The sequence below is a fragment of the Bradyrhizobium sp. 2S1 genome (assembly GCF_011516625.5).
Lineage (GTDB): Bacteria > Pseudomonadota > Alphaproteobacteria > Rhizobiales > Xanthobacteraceae > Bradyrhizobium > Bradyrhizobium septentrionale.
The window spans coordinates 5,425,325-5,444,595 of record NZ_CP147717.1 but is presented as its reverse complement, the minus strand read 5'-3'; the positions used below and the strand labels follow the sequence as shown (position 1 = coordinate 5,444,595).

The window sequence follows — 19,271 nt, the reverse complement described above, 5'->3', positions numbered from 1 at the left end:
CGCGGCATCGCGATCAGGCCTGGAGGCCAAAGGTAAAATGCGTTCGTTCCTCATTGCGTTCACTTCCGTGATGCTTTTTGCGGCCGGCGCCGCGCAGGCCAAGGTCGATATCACCATCGACAAGGACAACCAGCAGATGACCGTCGCGGTCGACGGCGTCGCGCGCTATCACTGGCCGGTGTCGACCGGCATTCCCTCGCGCGAGACGCCGAACGGCAGCTTCCGCGCGTTCCGCATGGAAGAGGATCACTACTCCAAGGAATTCGACGACGCACCGATGCCGCACTCGATCTTCTTCACCAAGATCGGGCACGCGATTCACGGCACCGACTCGGTGAACCGGCTCGGCTCGCCGGCCTCGCATGGCTGCGTGCGACTGTCGCGCGACAACGCAACGACGCTCTACGCGCTGGTCCAGAAGCAAGGCGTGCTCAACACCACGGTGACGCTGACCGGCTCATCCCAGGTCGCACTGGCGCGCAATCCGCGTGGGCGCAACGGCACCGCCGTCGCCCGCCGCGCGCCGCAGCAAGATGAGCAATACGGCACCGCCGCCGCCGGCGATCCCGTGGTGCTGACGCCGCAGCCGCGCGAACCGGCGCAGGCCCGCGCCGACGACGGCTACATCTATCCGGCCGACGGCAGCTCGACTGCGCAGCGCGACCCGGCGCCGCCGTCAAGCCGCCGCGTCTACGACGCGCAGGGCTATGGCCAGCAACAATACTACGGCAACCAGGGCTACGCGCCGGCGCCGCAGGGCAATTACCAGCCGCGGCCGTACTACCAGCAGCAGCGCGGCTTCTACGGCAACAACTATCAGGACTGAGACGCTCTCCTGATCCGCTGACGGCGCCGCAGGCCGCGCGCCGTCAGTTCACGCTCCCCTCACCCGCTTGTGACCGTCGTAAAGAGCCCACCTCGTCGTGCGCCGTGGCCCGTCGTTGCATCGTCATCTGATTGTAAAATTAGCCCGATATTCGGCGGCAATAGCGCCCGCCTTGGCCTCTGGAGGCCGATTCACGCGGAGTACCTGATGACATCAGGGCGAGAAGCGCGGGTCACGTAGGCAGTATCAGAGGTCGAAATGAAACGGGGCTTCATTGTCCTTTGCCTGTGCGTCGTGGCGATGGCCGGCTATTTCACGACGGACCGATGGGCCATCCGTCACACGATGCTGACGTTCCATGACGTGCTGCGCGACGACCGCAACCACGGTCGAGGTCGCGGTCCGGCGTGACCGGCAGATGCAGGCGATGGCCGAGATGATCGAATTGCCGGTCGCGATCCTGAGCCACGGCAACACCGTCAAGAACACCGAGTATTCGTTCCTCACCAATCTGTTCGCGTCGCGCGGCTACCTCGTGGTCAGCATTCAGCATGATCTCGACAGCGATGCGCCGATGGTGACCAAGGTCGGCGAGGAATATGTCGGCCGCCGCATGCAATACAACCGCGGCGCCTTCAACATCATGTATGCGATCGATGAGCTCAAGAAGCTCTATCCGAACGCAAACTATCGCCAGCTGACGCTGATCGGCCACTCCAACGGCGGCGACATCTCGATGTTCTTCGCCAAGCAGCATCCCGAGCTGGTCAAGAAGGTGGTCACGCTGGACAATCTGCGCGTCCCCTTCATCACCGACGCGAGGATCAAGATCCTCTCGTTCCGCTCGAAGGACCCTCATTTCAAGGCGGACCCGGGCGTCGTCCCCGACGACGAGACCTGCGCCCGGCTCGGCATCAAGGTGGTCCGAACCGAGTTTCAGCACAACGACCTCAGCGACCGCGGCCCCGACAGCGCCAAGTCATCGATCCAGGCGGGGGTGGAGCAATTCCTCGACGAGGACGCCGGCGAGACCTCGCCGACGATGCCGCTGCTCGCCGCGTCAAGCCCGGACAAGGACAAGCCGGCGGCTGTGGCCGACGACAAGTAACGGGCGGTCGAACCGCCAGCTCGAGCTTCGGTTCTGATTCAATCAGAACCGAAGCTTCAGTGCCTGCGCGCTCTCCGATGCGAGGCCCCTCTTACGCATGCGCGTTGCGATAAGCTGTCGCAACGAGCCAGATTGCGGACACCAGGAAGTAGAACGCGCCGAACCCCGCATAGGGAGCGACATCCAGAATCGTTGGCGCGACGGTGCCAATGGATTGGCTGATCATGTAGCCACCGGCGAGGGCCGACTGCGCGCCGCTCAGGATCATTGCCCATTGCGCACCGTAATGACGCCAGCGCCTTGCTCCCGTGTACAGCTGCAGCAGACCGGAAAGGATCGCCCAGACTCCGAATATGGCCAGCACGGCATATGTGCTGTGGCTGACCGCTGCGATCACGGCGAGCGCTGTTACCGTGCTGACCGCGACGTTCAATGCCTGGGATGGGTTGGCCTTCAGACCGCCATTGACCCGGGCGTCTGCCAGATTGGCGATGGCGTCCCATGCCGGGTAGATCACGAGCAAAAACGCGGTGACGCCGGGTTGCCCCCTGAACAGAACGGCGGCGGCAACCCAGGCGATCGAGAATATGCCGCGGCCGAAATAATACGATCGCAACCAGGTGGATTGGGTCGAAAGGTGGCTTTGCATTGACAGGCTCCTTGCTTACCTTCCTACTAGTAGGAAGATGACGGTTTTGAGTCAATCCGACGCTCGGACACCTTCTTGTGTGGGACGGGAGAGCTGGGATAGCTTGACAAGCTTACCTACTGGAAGGTAGGCGCCATTATGAACCCGACGATTTCGACTTCGGAAAAAATTCTCGATGTCGCCCAGTCTCTCATCGTCGCGGGAGGCTACAACGCGTTCAGCTATGCCGACATTTCCGATGCGATCGGCATCAGGAAGGCGAGCATTCACCATCACTTCCCGACCAAGGCCGAATTGGTCTCGGTGCTGGTGGATCGCTACCGGCGGCAGGCGGAACTGGGCCTGAGGTCTCTCCAGGAGCAGTTCTCGAGCCCGACCGAACAACTGCAGTCTTATCTGAACTTCTGGCAGACGTGCATTCGGGATGCCTCGCTGCCCTTCTGCGTCTGCGCGATGCTTGCCGGCGAGATGCCGATGTTGCCGGACGAGGTCGCTTCACGCGTCCGGGCTCATTTCCATGGTCTCGCAAGATGGCTGACATCGGTGCTGCAGGCCGGCGCAGAGCAGCACTTATTCCACTTGAACAAGCGGCCGGAAGATGAGGCTCAAATGCTGATGGCATCGGTTCACGGCGCAATGCTCTCTGCGCGGGCGTTCAACGATCCCGAGCTGTTCGTCGCAATCGTCAACTCCCAGATCGCGAAGCTGCTGGTAGCGGATCGCTAGAGCAGGATGAGGTTATCTTGAGCCGGAGCGGCTGCCGAACTCCACCTCTCCCTTGGGAGACATAGGCCGCCCGCGGCGGCCGTCCACGAAAAGAACGCCGAAGCGAAGCTTCGGCTCTGGCGTAGCGCCGGGTGAGGGGTTGCGGTCTCTCGTTGGAGCTGCGGCCCCTCACCCGATTTGCTGCGCAAATCGACCTCTCCCTGATGGGGAGAGGTGAACCTCAAGCCTACTGCTCGCCGTCGCGCAGGCGGCGGTACACCGCACCCAGCACGTTCGAATAATCGTCGGTCCAGACCCGCTGCTTCTCGTCGGCTTCGGTCTCGGTCCAGACATCCGACGATGCGAGCTTGCCGACATCAGCTTCCTCGCGGGCGGAGACCACGACCGAGGTCGAGAAGATGTACTCGTTGTCGCGGCCGGAATCCTCGCTATAGACCCAGCTCTTCATGTCATTGGCATCGGCGATGCCGACCACGACGCTGGACAGTTCGAGGTGACGGTTGGAGACGTGCATCACGACCGCGCCCTGCGGCGCCAGCTTCTCCTTGTAGATCGCCATCGCCTCCTCGGTGGCGAGATGGATCGGGATCGCGTCCGACGAATAGGCGTCGACGATGATGAGATCGTAGACGCCGTCCGGCTCCTTGGCGAAGGTCAGCCGCGCATCGCCGATCACGGGCTTCAGGTTCGGCTCGCAGTTCTGGATGTAGGTGAAGTATTTCGGGTCGCGCGCGGTGTCGACCATCGATTGGTCGATCTCGAAGAAACGCCAGTCTTCGCCGGGCACTGAGGCGCAGGTCAGCGTCCCCGAGCCGAGCCCGATCACTGCGACCTTCAGCGGCGCGCCCTTGCGCTCGCGGATGGCGGTGATCGCCTGCCCGATGCCGCCGTCCTTGTGGTAGTAGCTGATCGGCTCCGGCCGCCCGGTGACCGGCGTGCCGTCGTTGTTCCTGAACTTCTCGGCGCCGTGGATCGTGGTGCCGTGCATCAGCACGTGATACTGCCCGTTCGGCGTCACCACGATCTTGTGCACGCCGAAGAAGCTGCGCACGGTTTCGACGCGGCCGTCGTCGGACGGATAGGCGCGCAGCACCACCAGCGCGACGACGACGGTGGCGAAGATCTTCCAGCGATTGGCGTTGAGCGCGAGCGCCAGCAGCGCCGAGAGCACGCCGACGGCGCCGATCATCCAGACCCTGCGGTCGTCGAGCCAGTTGAAGATGTCGCCCGCCGACCAGGATGGCGCGATCAGCGCCACCGCCAGTACCGCGAGGAAAGGCCAGTACCAGGCGCTCCAGCGCGGCAGCCGCTCGGCGCCGCCGGGCGGGCGGCACAGCGCGGCGAGCGCCAGCAGGATTGGATATTCGGCGACCCAGGAGAAAGTAAAAGGCGCAATAAGTCCAGCGAACAGGCCGCCGACCATGCCGCCGAACGACAGCGCGACGTAGAAGCCGGTGAGGTATTTCGCGGCCGGGCGGGTGCGCGCCAGTTCGCCGTGACAGGCCATCGCGATGATGAAGAAGCAGATCTGATGGCCGCCGAGCGTGAGCAGCAGGTTCTGCTCGCCGCCGACCGCGAGCAGGATCACGACGCCGGCAATCGCCAGCGGCTGCGCCAGCAGCATCCATTTGTGCGGCAGCAGCGGCCGCGACTGGAACACCAGCACCCAGGTCAAGAGATACAGCGACAGCGGCAGCACCCAGAGCAGGGGCGCGGCCGCGACGTCGGTCGAGATATGCGCCGTCACCGCGATCAGCAGGCCGGACGGCACGGCGGCGAGGAAGATCCAGCGCGCCCGCTGCGGCCAGGACGGCGCCGTCGCGTTGGCGTCGTCGGCCGACATGTTGAGTGCGCCGGCATTGGCCGGCGATCGCAACAGCAGCACGCCACAGCCCGCGATCAGGACGATCAAAAGACCATAGCCGCCGGTCCAGATCAGGTTCTGGGTGCGCAACGTGAACATCGGCTCGAGCAGCACCGGATAGGACAACAGCGCCAGGAAACTGCCGATGTTCGACGACGCGTAAAGAAAATACGGGTCGGGGCCATTGGGGTGGCCGGTGCGCACGAACCAGGCCTGCAGCAGCGGGTTGTTGGCGGCGAGCGCGAAGAACGGCAGGCCGATCGAGACCACGAACAGGCCGAGCAGCCAGATCGCATAGCCCGAAGTTGGCGGCTCGCCCCAGCCGCTCTTGATCGACAGCGGCAACGTCAGCAACGCAATGACGAGCAGCACGAGATGCACCACGATCGGCACGACACGGCTGTTCAGCTTCATCAGGAGATGCGCATAGGCGTAGCCGCCGAGCAGCAGCGACTGGAAGAACACCATCGCCACCGACCACACCGCAGGCGAGCCGCCGAGCCGCGGCAGCACCATCTTGGTGAACAGCGGCTGCACCGAGAACAGCAACAGGGCGCTGACGAAGATCGCGGCGGTATAGACGACCAGCACCAGCCGGTTTCGCGAGGCGGACGGCTCAGATGTCATGAAAGCTCCGGCATGGACCCGGCGGGCGCCGGAAGCGGACGGTCCGGCGGCAGCGCACCGGAGGAGGCGAATTGAGCATAAGGCAGTATCACGGACAAGAAACCACGGTCACGCGGACTTGACGACGCGGCGCTGCGGCGCCACAGCACGTGCTCTAATCACTGCTTCTTGAAGCGGACATGAACGAGACAGACGTCGTCATCATCGGTGCGGGGCATAACGGCCTCACCTGCGCGGCCTATCTTGCGATGGCAGGGTTGCGGGTGAAGGTCGTGGAACGCCGCAAGGTGGTCGGCGGCGCCGCCGTGACCGAGGAGTTCTGTCCGGGATTCCGCAATTCGGTTGCCGCCTACACGGTCAGTTTGCTCAACCCGCAAATCATGTCTGACCTGAAACTTGCCGATCATGGCCTCAGGATCGTCGAGCGGCGCGCCCAGAACTTCCTCCCTGCGCCAGACGGCAGCTATCTCTTGACCGGCGAAGGCCGCACCCAGCAATCGGTCGCGAAGCTCAGCCAGCGGGACGCTGCCACGATCGGCGTGTTCTCCGGGGAACTCGAAGCCATCGCCGACGTGCTGCGCCAATTCGTGCTGCGCGCACCGCCGAACCTTGTCGAGGGCTTTGGCGTCAGTGCGGTGAGCGAGGCCTTCAATGCGCTCGGCACCGCCAACATCCTGCGCAGGCTGTCGCTCGAGCAGCAGCGCGATCTGCTCGATTTGTTCACGCGCTCGGCCGGCGAGATGCTCGACGAGCGTTTCGAGAGCGATCTCGTCAAGGCGCTGTTCGGCTTCGACGCCATCGTCGGCAACTATGCCAGCCCCTACGCCGCCGGCTCGGCCTATGTGATGCTGCACCATGCGTTTGGCGAGGTGAACGGCAAGAAGGGGGTCTGGGGCCACGCGATCGGCGGCATGGGCGCGATCACCCAGGCGATGGCGCGCGCCGCGCGCGGCCATGGCGTCGAGATCGAGACTGATGCGCCCGTGCGCGAGGTGATCGTCGAGAAGGATCGCGCCACTGGCATCATCCTCGACAATGGCGAGACCATCCGCGCCAAATACGTCGTCTCGAACGTCAATCCGAAGCTGCTGTACACACGCCTGGTGCCGGCAGGCGCACTGGCATCCGAATTCCGCGCGCGCATCTCGCGGTGGCAGAATGGTTCCGGCACGTTCAGGATGAACGTGGCGCTCCGCGCCCTGCCCTCGTTCACCGCGCTGCCTGGTGCGGGCGATCACCTCACCGCTGGAATCATTATCGCGCCAAGTCTCGACTACATGGATCGCGCCTGGCGCGATGCGCGCGAATTCGGCTGGAGCCGCGCGCCCGTCGTCGAGGTGCTGATCCCCTCGACGCTCGACGACAGCCTGAGCCCGCCGGGCCAGCATGTCGCGAGCCTGTTCTGCCAGCACGTCGCACCGCAATTGCCCGACGGAAAATCGTGGGACGACCATCGCGAGGAGGTCGCCGATCTGATGATCGCAACCGTCGACAGCTACGCCCCCGGCTTCGCAGGCAGCGTGGTCGGCCGCCAAATCCTGTCGCCGCTCGACCTGGAACGGCAGTTCGGCCTCCTCAGCGGCGACATCTTTCACGGCGCGCTGACGCTGAACCAGTTGTTCTCGGCGCGGCCGATGCTCGGCCATGCCGACTACCGCGGCCCGCTCCGCGGCCTCTATCATTGCGGTTCCGGCGCCCATCCCGGCGGCGGCGTCACCGGCGCCCCCGGCCACAATGCCGCCCGCGCCATCCTGGCCGACCATCGCGCGCTGTTCGCATAGGGCGGACGACGGACCGCGCGGTCATGGCGTGGCAAGCTGTGGACAGGTCTGTTGAGAAGCTGTGGATGGGCCGCGAGTGAACCGCGGTGCGTTGCGCTGGAAAGCCGGTGGACTGGCTGTGCAGCAGCGGCTGACAACCCCGGGACAACGCCCCGCATATCCGGTTGGCAAGTTGCGTGGAACTCTGTGGACGACCTGTTCAAAAAGAAAACACCGGGCGTCGTTGCCCGGTGTTTGCTTTGAGAACGCCGTCTGCGCAATTACTTCAGGGAACCGCTGATCGAGTTGAAGGTCCCGCTCAGCGCCGTGCCGACGCCATTCACCGCAGCGATGATGGCGATGGCAATGCCGGTCGCGATCAGTCCGTATTCGATGGCGGTCGCGCCGGATTCGTTCTTCAAGAACTTAACGATAAAAGCCTTCATTGCAGCCCTGCCCTTGGTTGTGATGCCTTGGAGCAACGGGAGTTCCGCTGCCGGAACCAGTACTAGTACGGTAACATCTAAGGTTGTCTGAACCGGGAACCTATCAATTCTCGCGATATTCGAATGAATCCAGCTTGAAATTTTAACAAAAAACGCGCTACCGGCCTCCGATGACCCCGTCCACACACCGCGCCAGCATCACCCTGTCAGATGAATCGACCGCAAAACGCGTGGTCGACGCGCTTTCCGAGTTGTTTTTCGAGGATCAGGCGGCCTTTGCAGCCTTCGAGCGGCCGGACGGCCGCTGGGACGTCACCATCCATTTTGCCGAGCCGCCGGACCAATCCTTGCTGCGCGAGCTGGTCGGACTGGTGGTGCGGCAGGATGTCGCAGAGACTTTAGTCTTTGATATTGTTGAGGCAAAGGACTGGGTCAAGGCCAGCCTGGAGGACCTCGTCCCGGTCGCGGCCGGCCGCTTCATCGTCCACGGCCAGCATGACCGGCACAGGATTCCGCCCAACAAGCTCGGGATCGAGATCGAGGCGGCGCTCGCCTTCGGCACCGGCCATCACGGCACCACGCGCGGCTGCCTGCTGCTGCTCGACCACGTGCTGAAGGCCTATCAGCCCCGGCGCGTGCTCGACCTCGGCACCGGAACCGGCGTGCTGGGGATTGCCGCCGCCAAGGCGCTGCACGGCCGGGTGCTGGCCAGCGATATCGATCCGCCGTCCGTCCAGGTTGCTGAGGAGAACGCCCGCCTGAACGGGGCAGGTCATCTGGTCGACGTGATCCGCGCCACGGGCTTTGCGTCGCCGCGCTTTGCCGGGGATGGGCCGTTCGATCTGGTGCTCGCCAACATCCTGGCCAATCCGCTGCGCCAGCTGGCGGGGCCGATGGCTCGCCACCTCGCTTCGTCGGCGCAGGTCATCCTCTCCGGCCTGCTGACCCACCAGGCGCCGGCTGTCATCGCCGCCTACCGCGCCCGCGGGCTGGTGCCGCTACGGCATCTCAGAATCGAGGGCTGGAGCAGCCTGCTGCTGCGCTCGGTGAGGTGACATGACCGCGACCGGCAGACAGTGCGGCGACTGCACGCTCTGCTGCAAGGTGATGGCGATCGAGGAGCTGGCGAAGCCCGCCAACGCCTGGTGCCCGCATTGCAAGCCGGGGCGCGGCTGCCGGATCTACCCGAGCCGGCCGGAGGAATGCCGCTCGTTCAGCTGCGTCTGGCTCGTCAACGAACTCCTGGAGGAGCACTGGAAGCCCTCCCGGTCGAAGCTTGTCCTGACCACATCGAACGACGGCCTCGAGGTCAGATGCGATCCGGGCTTCCCAGACGCCTGGCGCAGGGAGCCGTTCCGCAATGAGCTGAGGGAATGGGCGCTGTCCGGCGAGACGCTCGACATGACCGTCGTCGTCATCGTCGGTCAGCGCATCACGCTGCTGACGGCGGAGCGTGAATTCGATCTGGGGATCGTCGGGCCCGATGCGCGGATCGTGCGCGAGCTCGAAGGCACAAAGGTCGTCAACGTGACCGTGGCGAAGGCGTCCGACCTGGAATAGTCAGACCCCTGCAACGGCAGGCATCATCAAGCGTTGGTCCGCGATCCTGTTCGTGATCTCGGCGAAGGAGACCGTCCGCATGAAACGTCCCACTCGCGCCTTCACCATCGCGGCGATCTTCGCTGTCGCGTCTCCGGCGGTCGCCAACGCCCAAGGCGCCGGCATCCGCCTCGTCACCGACCGCAGCCATGCCGGCGAACCCTATCGCGGTTATCCAACCGGGCGTCATGACAGCCGGCCGCGGGTACGCAATGACGGTCGCGAGCGTGGCTGGCCCAGCGGATCATATCCTCTGGAGTACGAAGACCGGGACCGAGGCGTGTACCTCGGCCAGCGTCACGATGATTGAAGGAGAGCTATTTGGACGGCGCTGGATCGCGGCCGGGAGTCTCGACCTTGTCCTGACTGGCTGCGCGCCTGGCACGCGCCTCAACGAAACGGTCTAGCATCTGGACGATGACGCCACGTTGCTTCTGTTCGATCGGCGCGACCGGTCCGCGGGGGACCGGCGGCGAGATCTTCTCAAACGTGAATGCAGGCATCGTGCATCTCCTCACCGTTGAGTTGAGACACTCCTGGACACCCCCCGTACGCTTGACCAAGGACGCGCAGTGGACATCGTCCGGTCATTTCTACTATGCCACGATTCAAGCATAAGTTATGCCAAAATAATGGTCAGGCCTGACCGCGTGGCGCAAGGTGGACAACCGGCTTTCCGGCGCGACAAAGGCGCCGCGTTTGCGCGAAGATCATGCGCCATCCGAAGAGAGTGCGACAGCGATGTTCGAAGCCCATTTCCAGACGTTCGAAGAGCCTGAAGGCGGCGTGGCGCTGACCGCGCGCTTGAGCGCGCTGCGCGAGGAGCTGGCGCGGCGCAAGCTGACCGGGTTTGTGGTTCCGCGCGCCGACCAGCAGCAGAATGAGTATGTTGCGGCGTCCGAGGAGCGGCTCGCCTGGCTGACCGGCTTCACCGGATCGGCCGGGCTCGCGATCGTGCTGAGCAAGCAGGCCGCCCTGTTCGTCGACGGCCGCTACACGCTGCAGGCCGGCAAGCAGGTCGACGCCAAGGCCTGGCAGGTCGAGCCGCTGGTCGAGCCGCCGCCGGAGCACTGGCTGACGCGGCACCTCTCAGCCGGCGACCGCCTAGGATTTGACCCGTGGCTGCACACTTCTGCGGCAGCGGAACGGCTGGCGGCGGCCTGCACCAAGGCCGGCGCCGAACTGGTCGCGGTCGACCGCAACCCGGTCGATGCGATCTGGAGCGAGCGGCCGGCCCCGCCGCTCGGTCCGGTCAGCATCCACGGTGCGCAGTTTTCGGGTGAGATCGAGGCCGAGAAGCTCAAGCGGATCCGGCTCGAGATCAACAAGCTCGGGGTCGATGCTCTGGTGCTGTCCGACAGCCACGCGGTGGCCTGGGCCTTCAACATCCGCGGCGCCGACGTCTCGCATACGCCGCTGCCTCTGTCCTACGCGCTGGTGCCGAAGGACGGCCGGCCGCTGGTGTTCATCGATCACCGCAAGCTGTCGAACGCGACGCGCGACCATCTCGAGCAATCCGCCGATGTCGAGGAGCCGGCGGCGCTGGCGCCAAAACTCACCGAGCTCGCCAAGCGCGGCGCCTCGATCGCGCTGGACAGCGCGACCGCCGCGGACGCGCTGAGCCGCCTGATCGCTGGCGCCGGCGGCAAGCCGGTGCGCGGCAACGACCCGGTCAGCCTGCTGAAGGCGGTGAAAAACATCACTGAGATCGAGGGCACCCGGTCAGCGCATCAGCGTGACGCGGTGGCGCTGGCGCGCTTCCTCGCCTGGATCGACCGCGAGGCGCCCACAGGCCACCTCACCGAGATCGACACCGTCGAGGCGCTGGAGACGTTCCGCCGCCAGACCGGCGCGCTGAAGGACGTCTCGTTCCCTACCATCGCCGGCACCGGGCCGAACGGCGCCATCGTGCATTACCGCGTGACGCGCAAGAGCAACCGCCGCATCGCGCCCGGCGACCTGCTGCTGATCGATTCCGGCGCGCAATATCAGGACGGCACCACCGACGTCACCCGCACCATCGCGATCGGCACGCCGAGCGACGAGATGCGCGACCGCTTCACCCGCGTGCTGCGCGGCCATATTGCGATCGCGCGTGCGATCTTCCCCGACGGCACCACCGGTGCGCAGCTCGACAGCTTCGCGCGGCAATATCTCTGGCAGGCCGGGATCGATTTCGAGCACGGCACCGGCCACGGCGTCGGCAGCTATCTCAGCGTCCATGAAGGGCCGGCGCGGATTTCGAAGCTCGGCACCACGCCGCTGAAGCGCGGCATGATCCTGTCCAACGAGCCCGGCTACTACAAGACCGACGCCTACGGCATAAGGATCGAGAACCTCGAGCTCGTGATCGGCACCGACATTGCCGGCGCCGAGAAGCCGGTCAACGCCTTCGAGACGCTGACCCTGGCGCCGATCGATCGCCGCCTGATCGAGGTCAGCCTGCTGAGCCAAGACGAGTTGGCCTGGCTCAACGACTACCACGCCCGCGTCGCGCGCGTGGTGCGTCCGCATCTCGACGACAACGCGACGAAGCTGTGGCTGGATGAGGCGACGGCTGTGCTGAAGTGACGTTCCGTCATTCCGGGGCGATGCGCAGCATCGAACCCGGAATCTCGAGATTCCGGGTCTGGTGCTAATCTGACTGAGTCACAAAACCGCCGGCCAGAATCAGCGATGGATGAAGCACGGACCATCAGTCGAGAGGCCGACATGAGCGGGCGTGGCACCAAGACGAGCGAGAAGCGATTTGCGACGTATTTGGAAGGGCTTGCCAGTGTCATCGGTCATGCTGATCGGAAGGCGCCGCTGCGCGACTATTGCGTCGGCCTGATGGCCTGTGGCGGTCGCAAGAGCGTGGAGTCGATGGCGGCGGTGACAGCTCCGGAACGGACGGCCGCCCAGCATCAATCGCTGCTGCATTTCGTCGGCAGCGGCGCCTGGTCGGATGAGAAGGTGCTGGGCAAGGTACGTGAGATGGTCCTGCCGGCGATTGAACGCCAGGGCCCCATCGAAGCCTGGATCATCGACGATACCGGATTTCCCAAGCAGGGCCGACATTCAGTTGGAGTTGCACGGCAATATTGCGGGCAGCTCGGCAAGCAGGATAATTGTCAGGTGGCGGTGTCACTGTCGATTGCCAACCACCACGCCAGCCTGCCTGTCGCTTATCGCCTTTATCTTCCGAAGGAATGGACTGAGGACTGCGATCGGCGGCGCAAGGTGGGCATTCCTGCCGAAGTTGGCTTCCGGACCAAGCCGGAGATCGCGCTGGAGCAGTTGCGGTGGGCCTGCGCGAGCGGCCTTCCACGCGGTGTCGTACTGATGGACGCGGGCTATGGCAATAACAGCGACCTGCGCACGGAGATCACGGCGCTGGGATTGACCTATGTGGCGGGTCTTCTGTCGAGCACAACGGTATGGGCGCCCGGTACCGGTCCCTTGCCGCCGAAGCCATGGTCGGGCCGCGGCCGTCCACCGAAACTGATGCGCCGCAACCGTCAGCATCAGCCGGCCGCCGTCAAGGCGCTCGCGATCGGCCTGCCGGCCAAAGCTTGGCGCACCATCACGTGGCGGCAAGGAACGAACGAAAAGCTGACCTCGCGCTTTGCCCGCGTGCGGGTCCGTGCCGCGCATCGTGATTATTGGCAAACCACCCGGCGATTGGAGGAATGGTTGCTGATCGAATGGCCAAAAGGCGAGGACCAGCCTACCAAATACTGGCTCTCGACATTGCCGGAGGATGTGGCATTCCGGACTCTCGTTGAGACGGCTAAATTGCGCTGGCGCATCGAACGCGACTATCAGGAACTCAAGCAGGAGGTCGGGCTCGGCCACTTCGAGGGACGCGGCTGGCGCGGCTTTCATCATCACGCAACAATGTGCATCGCAGCCTACGGATTCCTGATCTCCGAGCGGGAGACGATTCCCCCCTCAGGCACTCGGCACGCCCGGCCGATCCTGCTCGATCGCATTCCCGCAGATTACAGACCCCGCGGATTTGCCGCTGCGGACCCAACGTCACATTCCAAATTCGATCGCGACGATGCGACGGCGCCTCGAACATGGGCTCGTCCGAACGCTGTCGAGATGTCCTTGTTGTGCGATCAAGTTCGACCACTAGACAGATCATCGTTTGTGACGCAGTAGGACTAACGCACCATCCCGGAATGACGTGTTCATACACGAGTCTCTGGAATACTGGGTCCCCCGCTTTCGCGGAGGACGACAGCGGAATTCGCGGCGACGACCATCGCGCTTATTGCGCGAGACGAAACATCACCGCCGCGTCTCCCGAAATCGCATGGGCGTATGCCGAAACACCCGTATTCCGCGCGAACGGGCACGCTACAGTCTTTCCACAATGCTGGATCGGACCTGAATGCACGGCGTGATGGGCAAGCCGCCCGGCGCGGCCAGAGACAACATCAAGGACAACATCGCGACATCGAAGGTCATGCTGCTTATGCTCGTCGTGATGACGGGCGTCGCGCCGATCTCGCTCTACATGCTGGTCCCGGCGCTGCCGGTGCTCGCGACCGATTTCGGCCGCGACATCTCTATCGCGCAGATGACGGTGTCGCTCTACATGGTCGGCATTGCGCTCTCGCAGCTGATCATGGGGCCGCTGTCCGACAGATTCGGCCGCCGCCCGGTGCTGCTCGCAGGCCTCGGCCTGATGGTGGTGGCCGGCATCGGCTCGGTGTTTGCCGAAACGCTGCCGCAGCTGATCGCGGCGCGCTTCTTCCAGGCGCTCGGCGGCGCCAGCGGCATGGTGATCAGCCGTGCCATCATCCGCGATCTCTATCCGCGCGAGCGGGTCGGCGCCATGATCAGCCTCGTGGTCGCCGCGCTGATGATCGCGCAGATGGTGAGCCCGTTGACCGGCGGTCTCTTGGAGACCGCATTCGGCTGGCGCGCGATCCTCTATCTCATCACCGCGGCGTCGCTGACGACAACGATCTTCATCGCGCTAGCACTGCCCGAGACCCGCCGCGACCGCGCCGACAGCGCGAGCTTTCGCGGCGACCTCGGCAAGCTGATAACGAACCGCGCCTTCGTCGGCTACCTGCTGTGCCAGGTGCTGTCGTCGCAGATCATCTTCGCCTTCGCCGGCGGCGGCCCCTACATCGTGGTGACCCAGATGGGCCGCAGCAGCGCCGAATATGGCGCCTGGTTCGCGATGACCGGGTTCGGCTACTTTGTCGGCAATCTGCTCTGCGTGCGCTTCGCGCCGCGGCATTCGCTGGAGAAATTGATCTGGTTCGGCCTCGCGCTGCAGCTCGGCGGCAGCCTCTTGAACCTGATCTGGAGTTTTGCCGGAGTAAACCAGGCGCCGCTCTGGCTGTTCGGCACCCAGATGATCGTGATGGTCGCCAACGCCTTCGTGATGGCCAATTCCGCCGCCGGCGCCATCAGCATCCGCCCAGAAGCCGCCGGCACCGCGTCGGGCGCCATGGGCTTCCTGCAGCAGGGCATCGGTGCGCTGATCTCGCAGTTCGGCGCCTATCTCGGCGGCCACTCCGCCACCACGCTGCCGCTGACCTCGGCAATCTTCGCAATCTCGATCGCCTGCGCCTGCACCATGATCTTCGTGGTGCCGCGGCGGAACGTGGTGGTCAGCGAAGAGCTGATCGCGCAGGCGGAGGAGGATGAGAGCGGGATGATGTAAGGCGCGTGCGCGCGCCACGCCCTCACCTCGTCATCCCCCGCGCATGCGGGGGATCCAGTACGCCGCGGCCCATCCGCTCAACAATGACTGTCTCTGGGATACTGGATCACCCGCCTTCGCGGGTGATGACAGCGGAGAGTTGCGGCGACGTTGCGCCCTACTCCTCGATCAGCGTCAGCCAATCGTCCTCGGTCAGCACCGCAACGCCAAGCTCGCGCGCCTTGGTCAGCTTCGAGCCGGCGTCCTCGCCGGCCACCACGTAATCCGTCTTCTTGGACACCGAGCCGGCGACCTTGGCGCCGAGCCGCTCTGCCATCGCCTTGGCTTCGTCACGGGTGAATTTCGTCAGCGACCCGGTGAACACCACGGTCTTGTCCGAGACAGGCGAGCTCTTGCGCGGCTGCTCGGCGGGCTTCACCTCGATCTGGTGCAACAATTCGCCGAGCGCCTTGACGTTGCGCGGCTCGGCAAAGAACTCGACCACCGCATCTGCGACGATCTCGCCGATGCCATCGATATCGTTGAGGTCCTGGTAGGCCTCGGTGGTATTCTCTTCGTCCTTGCTGCCCTTGGCGGCGGCCAGCATCGCCTCACGGAAGTTTTCGATCGTGTGGTAGTGCCGCGCCAGCAGCTTGGCGTTGCCTTCCCCGACATGGCGAATGCCGAGCGCAAAGATCAGCCGGTGCAGCTCGATGTTGCGGCGAGCATCGATCGCGTCGAACAGATTGCGCACCGAGGTTTCGCCGTAGCCCTCGCGCTCCATCAATTTCCTGGTCGATCGTGCGTCCCGCTCGCGAAGGGTAAAGATGTCGACAGGCGACATCACCAGCCCGTCCTCGTAGAATTCCTGGATCTGCTTCTCGCCCAGACCGTCGATATCGAAGGCGAGTCGCGACACGAAATGCTTCAACCGCTCGACCGCCTGCGCCGGACAGATCAGCGCACCGGTGCAGCGGCGCACCGCCTCACCTTCCTCGCGGATCGCATGGCTGCCGCATACCGGGCATGTGTCTGGAAACTTGTAGGGCTTCTTCCCGCGCGGCTTGTCCAGAACAACGCCGACGATCTGAGGGATCACATCGCCGGCGCGTTGCACGACAACCGTGTCATCGACGCGAAGGTCCACGCCGTCCCGGATGGGATTTCCATCGTTGCCGATGCCCTTGATGTAATCTTCGTTATGCAACGTCGCATTCGAAACGACGACGCCGCCAACCGTGACCGGCTCGAGCCGCGCGACCGGCGTCATCGCGCCGGTGCGCCCCACCTGGATATCGATCCCCTTGAGAATCGTCGTTGCCTGCTCGGCCGCAAATTTGTGAGCGATCGCCCAGCGCGGGCTGCGCGACACGAATCCGAGGCGCTCCTGCCAGTCGAGGCGGTCGACCTTGTAGACCACGCCGTCAATGTCGTAGCCGAGCGAGGCCCGCTCCTCGCCGATCTTGTTGTAGAATTCCAGGACATCATCGACGCTCTTGCAGAGCGTGATCAGCGGATTGACCACAAAGCCTGCCTTGTCCATCCACTCCAGCATGCCGTGCTGGGTGTCGGCGGGCGGCTCGCTCATCTCGCCCCATGTGTAGGCGAAGAATTTCAGCGGCCGCGACGCGGTGATCGACACGTCCTTCTGACGCAGCGACCCCGCGGCCGAATTGCGCGGATTGGCAAAGATCGTGTCGTCAGCCGCGGCCTGCTTCTTGTTCAGCTCAAGAAAATCCTTCTTGAGCATATAGACTTCACCGCGCATTTCGCAGGCTGCCGGAACGTTGCGGCCCTTCAGGGTGTGCGGAATGTCCTTGATGGTACGGACGTTAGCGGTCACGTCCTCGCCGGTGAAGCCGTCGCCGCGCGTCGCGGCGCGGACAAGCTCGCCATTTTCGTAGCGCAGCGAGAGAGACAGGCCGTCAATCTTCGGCTCGGCGACCAGCACCGGAATCTGGTCGGCATCCAGCTTGAGAAAGCGCCTGATACGTTCGACGAACTCGGTGACGTCCTCGTCACTGAATGCGTTGCCGAGCGACAGCATTGGAACGGCATGCTGCACCTTGGCAAAGCCGCGCGCCGGCGCCGCGCCAACCGTCTGCGTCGGCGAATCCTTGGTGACGAGATCGGGGAATTTGGCCTCGATCGCTTCCAGGCGCCGCCGCAAGGCGTCATAGGCCGCATCGGATACGGTCGGCGCGTCCTTCTGGTAGTAGCGCTCGTTGTGAGCCTCGATCTCGAGTGAAAGCCGCATCAGCTCGACCTTGGCCTGCGGCTTGGTGAGCTTGTCGACGTCGACCAGCGCTTTCTTCGCCTTGACAGCCATGGGCGCGACTAGCTCGCCGCCCTGAGCAGGCGTTCGGCGGCGGCGCGGGCCTCGGCGGTGATCTCGGCGCCGGCCAGCATGCGCGCGATCTCCTCGCGGCGGTGGTCGGCGGCGAGCGCGTTGACGCGGGTGGCGACGCGTTTGCCCTTGTCGAGCGCATCCTTGGAGATCAGGAGATGCTGGCTGGCGCGCGCCGCGACCTGCGGCGCATGCGTCACCGCCATGACCTGAACCTTGCCGGCGAGGCGCGCCAGCCGCGAGCCGATGGCGTCCGCCACCGCGCCGCCGACGCCGGTGTCGATTTCGTCGAACACCAGGGTCGGCGCCGAGCCGCGATCGGCCAGCACGACCTTGAGCGCCAGCAGGAAGCGCGACAGCTCGCCGCCGGAGGCGACCTTCATCATCGGTCCCGGCTTGGTGCCCGGATTGGTCTGGACCCAGAACTCGACGCGGTCGATGCCCTGCGGGCCCGGCGCGGCGGCGTTGCTCTCGACCTGGGTCATGAACTTCGCGCGCTCGAGCTTGAGCGGGGCGAGCTCGGCATTGACGGCCTTGTTGAGCTTCTCGGCCGCCTTGGTGCGCGCCGCCGACAGTTTTACGGCAGAAGCAGCGTAGCGCTGGTCGGCCTCACGGGCGGCCGCTTCCAGCTTCTTCAGCTGGTCGGCGCCGGCATCGATCAGCGCGACGTCGCCCGCGTATTGCGCAGCCAGCGCGGCCAGCAAATCGACCGGCGTCGAATATTTGCGCGAGGCGGCGCGCAGTGCGAACAGCCGCTCTTCGATGCGCTCGAGCTCGGCCGGATCGAAATCGGTCGCCGCCAGCGCAGCGTTGAGGTGCTGGTCGGCCTCTTCCAGCGCATTGATCGCGATGTCGATCGCCTTCACCGCGGGCTCGATCAGGGCGGGCGCATTGGCGGCGCGCCGCTCCAGCCGCCGCACCGCGGCCGACAGCGCCGACACCGGCGAATGCGAGCCACCGATCGCCTCCTGCGCCTCGCGCAGATCGGTGGCGACCTTCTCGCCCTGCATCATGGTGGTGCGGCGGTTGGCGAGCTCGGTCTCCTCGCCCTCCTTCGGCGCCAGCGCCTTCAGCTCCTGCGAGGCATGGCGCAGATAATCGGCCTCGCGCGCGGCGCGTTCCATGCCGGCGCGATGTTCGTCGAGGTCGGCATTGGCGGTCCGCCTGATATCCCACAGCGCTTCCAGCGCCGCGACGTCCTTCTCATGGCCGGCGAAGGCATCGAGCAGCTGGCGATGGGTGGAGGCGTCGACCAGAGCGCGCTCGTCATGCTGGCCGTGGATCTCGACCAGAACGGCACCGACCGCCTTCAGGGTCTGCACGCTGATCGCCTGGTCGTTGATGAAGGCGCGGGTGCGGCCGTCGGCGAGCTGCACGCGGCGCAGGATCATCTCACCGGTGTCGTCGAGGCCATTCTCGGCCAGGATTTTGGCCGCCGGATGCGCCTTCGGAACATCGAACGTGGCGGTGACCTGGCCCTGCTCGGCGCCGTGGCGCACAAGTCCGGCATCGCCGCGGCCGCCAAGCGCCAGCGCAAAGGCATCGAGCAGGATGGATTTGCCTGCGCCGGTTTCGCCGGTCAGCACCGCGAGCCCACGGGAAAATTCGATATCGAGCCGTTCGATCAGGACGATGTCACGGATCGACAGACGCGCCAGCATGCGAGGAC

At 64.8% G+C, this 19,271-nt stretch carries 15 protein-coding genes and 1 pseudogene; 10 read left to right on the top strand and 6 right to left on the bottom strand.

Features of this window, described 5'->3' with window-relative positions:
• Positions 1 to 37: 37 nt before the first annotated feature.
• Positions 38 to 826, top strand: coding sequence for a L,D-transpeptidase (locus HAP54_RS25740; protein ID WP_166304887.1), 789 nt, complete (start codon positions 38 to 40; stop codon positions 824 to 826).
• Positions 827 to 1,084: 258 nt separating this feature from the next.
• Positions 1,085 to 1,934 (top strand): annotated as a pseudogene (locus HAP54_RS25735) (alpha/beta fold hydrolase).
• A gap of 91 nt (positions 1,935 to 2,025) precedes the next feature.
• Here the strand turns inward: HAP54_RS25735 and HAP54_RS25730 are convergent.
• Positions 2,026 to 2,583: a DUF308 domain-containing protein gene (locus tag HAP54_RS25730; RefSeq protein ID WP_166304884.1), complete on the bottom strand. Its 558-nt coding sequence runs from the start codon at positions 2,581 to 2,583 to the stop codon at positions 2,026 to 2,028.
• A gap of 138 nt (positions 2,584 to 2,721) precedes the next feature.
• Between HAP54_RS25730 and HAP54_RS25725 the strand changes: the two genes are divergently transcribed.
• On the top strand, positions 2,722 to 3,309 hold the full coding sequence (locus HAP54_RS25725; RefSeq protein ID WP_166304881.1) for a TetR/AcrR family transcriptional regulator: 588 nt from the start codon (positions 2,722 to 2,724) through the stop codon (positions 3,307 to 3,309).
• 226 nt (positions 3,310 to 3,535) lie between these two features.
• Here HAP54_RS25725 and HAP54_RS25720 read toward each other — a convergent pair whose 3' ends face one another.
• The gene (locus tag HAP54_RS25720) at positions 3,536 to 5,800 is read right to left on the bottom strand and encodes a fused MFS/spermidine synthase (protein ID WP_166304878.1); all 2,265 of its coding nucleotides are present in this window, start codon (positions 5,798 to 5,800) and stop codon (positions 3,536 to 3,538) included.
• Between the two features lie 179 nt (positions 5,801 to 5,979).
• Here HAP54_RS25720 and HAP54_RS25715 point away from each other — a divergent pair, with 179 nt between their 5' ends.
• On the top strand, positions 5,980 to 7,581 hold the full coding sequence (locus HAP54_RS25715; protein ID WP_166304875.1) for a phytoene desaturase family protein: 1,602 nt from the start codon (positions 5,980 to 5,982) through the stop codon (positions 7,579 to 7,581).
• A gap of 260 nt (positions 7,582 to 7,841) precedes the next feature.
• Here HAP54_RS25715 and HAP54_RS25710 read toward each other — a convergent pair whose 3' ends face one another.
• The gene (locus HAP54_RS25710; protein WP_166214980.1) at positions 7,842 to 8,006 is read right to left on the bottom strand and encodes a Flp family type IVb pilin; all 165 of its coding nucleotides are present in this window, start codon (positions 8,004 to 8,006) and stop codon (positions 7,842 to 7,844) included.
• A gap of 170 nt (positions 8,007 to 8,176) precedes the next feature.
• Here HAP54_RS25710 and HAP54_RS25705 point away from each other — a divergent pair, with 170 nt between their 5' ends.
• The 3 genes from HAP54_RS25705 to HAP54_RS25695 all read left to right on the top strand — a co-directional run bounded on the left by HAP54_RS25705 (position 8,177) and on the right by HAP54_RS25695 (position 9,915).
• Positions 8,177 to 9,061: a 50S ribosomal protein L11 methyltransferase gene (locus tag HAP54_RS25705; RefSeq protein ID WP_166304872.1), complete on the top strand. Its 885-nt coding sequence runs from the start codon at positions 8,177 to 8,179 to the stop codon at positions 9,059 to 9,061.
• Position 9,062: 1 nt separating this feature from the next.
• Positions 9,063 to 9,566: a hypothetical protein gene (locus HAP54_RS25700; protein WP_166304869.1), complete on the top strand. Its 504-nt coding sequence runs from the start codon at positions 9,063 to 9,065 to the stop codon at positions 9,564 to 9,566.
• Between the two features lie 79 nt (positions 9,567 to 9,645).
• A complete protein-coding gene (locus HAP54_RS25695) occupies positions 9,646 to 9,915 on the top strand; it encodes a hypothetical protein (RefSeq protein WP_166304866.1) in 270 nt (89 codons plus the stop codon).
• A 7-nt stretch (positions 9,916 to 9,922) separates the two neighbouring features.
• Here the strand turns inward: HAP54_RS25695 and HAP54_RS25690 are convergent, their stop codons facing one another.
• On the bottom strand, positions 9,923 to 10,108 hold the full coding sequence (locus HAP54_RS25690) for a hypothetical protein (protein WP_166304863.1): 186 nt from the start codon (positions 10,106 to 10,108) through the stop codon (positions 9,923 to 9,925).
• Positions 10,109 to 10,346: 238 nt separating this feature from the next.
• On the opposite strand from HAP54_RS25690, the gene HAP54_RS25685 reads away from it, so the two are divergent.
• The 3 genes from HAP54_RS25685 to HAP54_RS25675 all read left to right on the top strand — a co-directional run bounded on the left by HAP54_RS25685 (position 10,347) and on the right by HAP54_RS25675 (position 15,276).
• Complete coding sequence (locus tag HAP54_RS25685; protein ID WP_166304860.1) at positions 10,347 to 12,176, top strand: aminopeptidase P family protein; 1,830 nt, start codon at positions 10,347 to 10,349, stop codon at positions 12,174 to 12,176.
• A 141-nt stretch (positions 12,177 to 12,317) separates the two neighbouring features.
• Positions 12,318 to 13,754: an IS701 family transposase gene (locus HAP54_RS25680; RefSeq protein WP_166306603.1), complete on the top strand. Its 1,437-nt coding sequence runs from the start codon at positions 12,318 to 12,320 to the stop codon at positions 13,752 to 13,754.
• Between the two features lie 232 nt (positions 13,755 to 13,986).
• Entirely contained in the window at positions 13,987 to 15,276 is a 1,290-nt protein-coding gene (locus tag HAP54_RS25675; protein WP_166304857.1) for a multidrug effflux MFS transporter, read from the top strand.
• A 157-nt stretch (positions 15,277 to 15,433) separates the two neighbouring features.
• On the opposite strand, the gene ligA is transcribed toward HAP54_RS25675, so the two are convergent.
• The gene (gene ligA / locus HAP54_RS25670; protein ID WP_166304854.1) at positions 15,434 to 17,584 is read right to left on the bottom strand and encodes an NAD-dependent DNA ligase LigA; all 2,151 of its coding nucleotides are present in this window, start codon (positions 17,582 to 17,584) and stop codon (positions 15,434 to 15,436) included.
• Positions 17,585 to 17,592: 8 nt separating this feature from the next.
• Positions 17,593 to 19,263, bottom strand: a complete 1,671-nt coding sequence (gene recN, locus HAP54_RS25665; protein WP_166304852.1) for a DNA repair protein RecN — start codon at positions 19,261 to 19,263, stop codon at positions 17,593 to 17,595.
• Positions 19,264 to 19,271 lie beyond the last annotated feature (8 nt).

Excerpts from the sequence above, each read along its gene's own strand:
- HAP54_RS25740 (WP_166304887.1), top strand. The coding sequence starts at position 38 with ATGCGTTCGTTCCTCATTGCGTTCACTTCCGTGATGCTTTTTGCGGCC.
- HAP54_RS25730 (WP_166304884.1), bottom strand. The coding sequence starts at position 2,583 with ATGCAAAGCCACCTTTCGACCCAATCCACCTGGTTGCGATCGTATTAT.
- HAP54_RS25725 (WP_166304881.1), top strand. The coding sequence starts at position 2,722 with ATGAACCCGACGATTTCGACTTCGGAAAAAATTCTCGATGTCGCCCAG.
- HAP54_RS25720 (WP_166304878.1), bottom strand. The coding sequence starts at position 5,800 with ATGACATCTGAGCCGTCCGCCTCGCGAAACCGGCTGGTGCTGGTCGTC.
- HAP54_RS25715 (WP_166304875.1), top strand. The coding sequence starts at position 5,980 with ATGAACGAGACAGACGTCGTCATCATCGGTGCGGGGCATAACGGCCTC.
- HAP54_RS25710 (WP_166214980.1), bottom strand. The coding sequence starts at position 8,006 with ATGAAGGCTTTTATCGTTAAGTTCTTGAAGAACGAATCCGGCGCGACC.
- HAP54_RS25705 (WP_166304872.1), top strand. The coding sequence starts at position 8,177 with ATGACCCCGTCCACACACCGCGCCAGCATCACCCTGTCAGATGAATCG.
- HAP54_RS25700 (WP_166304869.1), top strand. The coding sequence starts at position 9,063 with ATGACCGCGACCGGCAGACAGTGCGGCGACTGCACGCTCTGCTGCAAG.
- HAP54_RS25695 (WP_166304866.1), top strand. The coding sequence starts at position 9,646 with ATGAAACGTCCCACTCGCGCCTTCACCATCGCGGCGATCTTCGCTGTC.
- HAP54_RS25690 (WP_166304863.1), bottom strand. The coding sequence starts at position 10,108 with ATGCCTGCATTCACGTTTGAGAAGATCTCGCCGCCGGTCCCCCGCGGA.
- HAP54_RS25685 (WP_166304860.1), top strand. The coding sequence starts at position 10,347 with ATGTTCGAAGCCCATTTCCAGACGTTCGAAGAGCCTGAAGGCGGCGTG.
- HAP54_RS25680 (WP_166306603.1), top strand. The coding sequence starts at position 12,318 with ATGAGCGGGCGTGGCACCAAGACGAGCGAGAAGCGATTTGCGACGTAT.
- HAP54_RS25675 (WP_166304857.1), top strand. The coding sequence starts at position 13,987 with ATGCACGGCGTGATGGGCAAGCCGCCCGGCGCGGCCAGAGACAACATC.
- ligA (WP_166304854.1), bottom strand. The coding sequence starts at position 17,584 with ATGGCTGTCAAGGCGAAGAAAGCGCTGGTCGACGTCGACAAGCTCACC.
- recN (WP_166304852.1), bottom strand. The coding sequence starts at position 19,263 with ATGCTGGCGCGTCTGTCGATCCGTGACATCGTCCTGATCGAACGGCTC.